This is a genomic window from Kluyvera sichuanensis (assembly GCF_014218705.1).
Classification (GTDB): Bacteria; Pseudomonadota; Gammaproteobacteria; order Enterobacterales; family Enterobacteriaceae; genus Kluyvera; species Kluyvera sichuanensis.
The window spans coordinates 1-3147 of sequence record NZ_JABBJF010000066.1; the positions used below are offsets into that span (position 1 = coordinate 1).

Here is a 3147-nt window from a genome sequence, read left to right on the forward strand (position 1 = left end):
ATAGTCAGCAGGTATTGTTATGAAATGATGGTGGTTATTTTAACCCCTGTAGATGGCATCATTCGATGGCTGCCCCGAGGTTTTTCATGCTCTCCGATCTGGATGATGCAATAAATTTGAGCGTGAAGCCCCCGGCGACTGCAGGCCAGCGCCAGTTCATATTCATTCAGCGCCAGAAACTCCAGCCGCTGTGCATCATCGAAATCAGGTAGACCATAGAGCGCTTCCTGCTCGGCGTCCGAAAGAATACTGAGGAGCTTATTTTTAGTAGGCATCTCTGATCCTTATGCCTATTTAAACGCGCTTGTCACATTATCATTAACATAGAACCTTTACGTGTCATAATTTAAATTACGGGTAATGTGACTACCGTTGACAGATTATGGTACCCAAATCAGAATGTCACATAATCGAACGTATATGTGACAGAGGAAATATGTTCATCGGATATATTCGGATGTCAAAAGCGGATGGTTCGCAGACGAATGATTTACAACGTGATGCACTGATCGCCGCAGGTGTTGATGCCGCACATTTTTATGAGGACCGGGCATCGGGCAAACGAGAAGAGCGTCCTGGACTTACAGCCTGTCTGAAAGCACTACGACCCGGAGACACGCTGGTCGTATGGAAGCTGGACCGCCTCGGTCGTGATCTTCGTCATCTCATTAATACAGTGCACGACCTGACCGCGAGGGGGACCGGTCTGAAAGTGCTGACCGGTCACGGGGCGACTATCGACACAACAACGGCCGCTGGCAAGCTTGTCTTCGGTATCTTTGCCGCACTGGCGGAGTTTGAGCGCGAACTGATTGCTGAAAGAACGACTGCAGGTCTGGCATCAGCAAGAGCCCGTGGGCGGAACGGCGGCCGACCTTATAAAATGACGCCAGTCAAACTGCGACTGGCAATGGCATCAATGGGACAATCAGAAACAAAGGTCAGTACGCTATGCCAGGAACTTGGGATAACCCGGCAAACTTTGTACAGGCATATTTCCCCTGTTGGTCAACTGCGGGCGGACGGGATCAAGCTGTTCAACCGTGGATAATTTGAACGGACGGAAAAATCTGGGGTTCCGGCGTAGTACCCCTATCACCTCCACATTTTTGCAACAGTGCCTTATAAATGGCAGCCTTATGTTTACTTGCCAAGATGGGCTACCATATGATGTTTTATACTGAGCAATATTAATATTATCTTTAATGGAAAAATTAAGCCCACTAAGTGACCCACTGCTATATGGCTCTATTGTGAAGACGCCTGAGGGTAAAAATTTATACATGGTTGTCCCTATGTCTATTATTGCAAGGTTGACAATATTATTCGTTTTATAAATTTGAGCGTTTAAAATCACACATCAAAGCAATTAGTCAGGATAAACAACAATACCCAGTGCTTCGAGAATCAGTTCTTGCTGCCAGGCTGCAATTTTGATACCTGATGTATCGACTTTGCGGGGATCTAAACCGTCGAGTTCGGCGTGGCATAAATTGGCACCCTGTAGGCTAAATTGCCCCCAGACATCTTCGGAAAAAACACCTCGACTTAAGTCTGACTCTTTCAGTGATGCACCCGCTAGGTTCGTTCCTATCCAGCGATTTTCAAACAACTCACATTTTTCTAAACAAACCCTCTCCATATTGGCATAGGAAAGATTACATCCAGAAATAAATGCTGAGCAAAAGTACATACGATTACTCACTTGATGGGCAAAGTTTGTTCGGGAAAAGTTGGCACCTTTTAAATCACACGCACGGAACTCTATACCGTAGCAATTGGCATTACTGAAGTTTGCCATCGCAAGTTGGCATTGTTGGAAACTTGCATCACGAAGATCTGCGACATCAAAGTGGCAGCCTTCGATATCACCCTGTTCAATGAACTTGCAGTTGACGAATGTCGTATCACGCAAGTTAGCACGTCGAAAGTCGCTGCGAATGAATGTGCAAGCGGTGAAGGTGAGATCACTTAAGTCTTTATGTGAAAAGTTGTGGTGCCGATATGTATGATTGTAGGTTTCCATGAGTACTCCTTGTTGAAAGGAGGGCTAGACTACCATTATACATATGCCAAGACATTAAAATAAAAGCCTGTTACATCAACACATTACAACCCCTCAATTTACCTGTTTTAAGTGGTCAAATTGGCGCGTAGAGCGCCTATCGCTCTTGCATTGGCACGCGGCCCTGTTGAAAAAAGTTATTCGCTTTAGATAGGGTTAGGAGAGCCGTGCTTCGCCGGTAAAAAATCGGACTATCCGACGCAGGGCGGACTCATCGGCGGAGAAGCAAACTTTGACTATATCTCCCTACACTTGGAAGAGGGCTAGACTGGCCCCATAGATCACCAGACACTTCGACTCTCTTAAAATAAGAGGTAGTCTTGGAACTATGTTTAATACCAGTCAGAACGATAAGATGGTTGGAGTGTTATCAGGACCTGAGCGGCGTCGGCGTCGTACACCGCAGGAAAAAATTGCCATTATTCAGCAGACTATGGAGCCCGGTATGACCGTGTCTCATGTCGCGCGCCTGCATGGCATCAATGCAAACCAGATATTCAAATGGCGCAAGCAATATTAAGACGGTTCACTGACGGCTGTTGCATCGGGCGAGGAAGTGGTGCCGGCCTCCGAACTCGCTGCCGCCAATAAGCAAATTCGCGAACTCCAGCGCCTTCTGGGCAAAAAGACGATGGAAGCCGAGATACTCAAAGAGGCCGTGGAGTTCGGCCGGGCAAAAAAATGGATTGCGCATGCGCCCTCGTTGCCTGGGAACGACGAATAAGCGACGTTTGCAGAAGTCTTGGCGTGTCGCGTGCGCAGTTGAGCATTCGGGTTCACCGGCCATCTGACTGACAGGATCGCAGACGGCAGCCCCGTTCTGACGATACCACCGTATTGTCCCGGATAAACATGGCGGTGGCTGACCTGCCGACGTATGGTTATCGCCGTGTGTGGGCGCTGCTGCGACGGGAGTCGGAGCGGGACGGCCTGCCTGTGGTTAATGCAAAGCGGGTGTATCGCATTATGAGAACGCATAATCTGCTTCGGCACTGTTGCAAAGTTAGCGATGAGGCAGCCTTTTGTCTTATTCAAAGGCCTTACATTTCAAAAACTCTGCTTACCAGGCGCATTTCGCCCAG

Annotated in this window: 2 protein-coding genes and 2 pseudogenes; 2 read left to right on the forward strand and 2 right to left on the reverse strand. The window is 48.0% G+C overall.

Translation table 11 applies throughout. The features are described from left to right. Nucleotides 1-92: 92 nt before the first annotated feature. Nucleotides 93-275: pseudogene (locus HII27_RS26685) on the reverse strand (DUF4158 domain-containing protein); the annotation flags it as partial. 161 nt (nucleotides 276-436) lie between these two features. Between HII27_RS26685 and HII27_RS26690 the strand changes: the two are divergent. Next, entirely contained in the window at nucleotides 437-1051 is a 615-nt protein-coding gene (locus tag HII27_RS26690) for a recombinase family protein (RefSeq protein WP_014839983.1), read from the forward strand. Nucleotides 1052-1369: 318 nt separating this feature from the next. Here HII27_RS26690 and HII27_RS26695 read toward each other — a convergent pair whose 3' ends face one another. Next, complete coding sequence (locus HII27_RS26695) at nucleotides 1370-2026, reverse strand: quinolone resistance pentapeptide repeat protein QnrS1 (protein ID WP_001516695.1); 657 nt, start codon at nucleotides 2024-2026, stop codon at nucleotides 1370-1372. A 394-nt stretch (nucleotides 2027-2420) separates the two neighbouring features. Between HII27_RS26695 and HII27_RS26700 the strand changes: the two are divergent. Then, nucleotides 2421-3052: pseudogene (locus tag HII27_RS26700) on the forward strand (transposase); the annotation flags it as partial. Nucleotides 3053-3147: the final 95 nt, after the last annotated feature.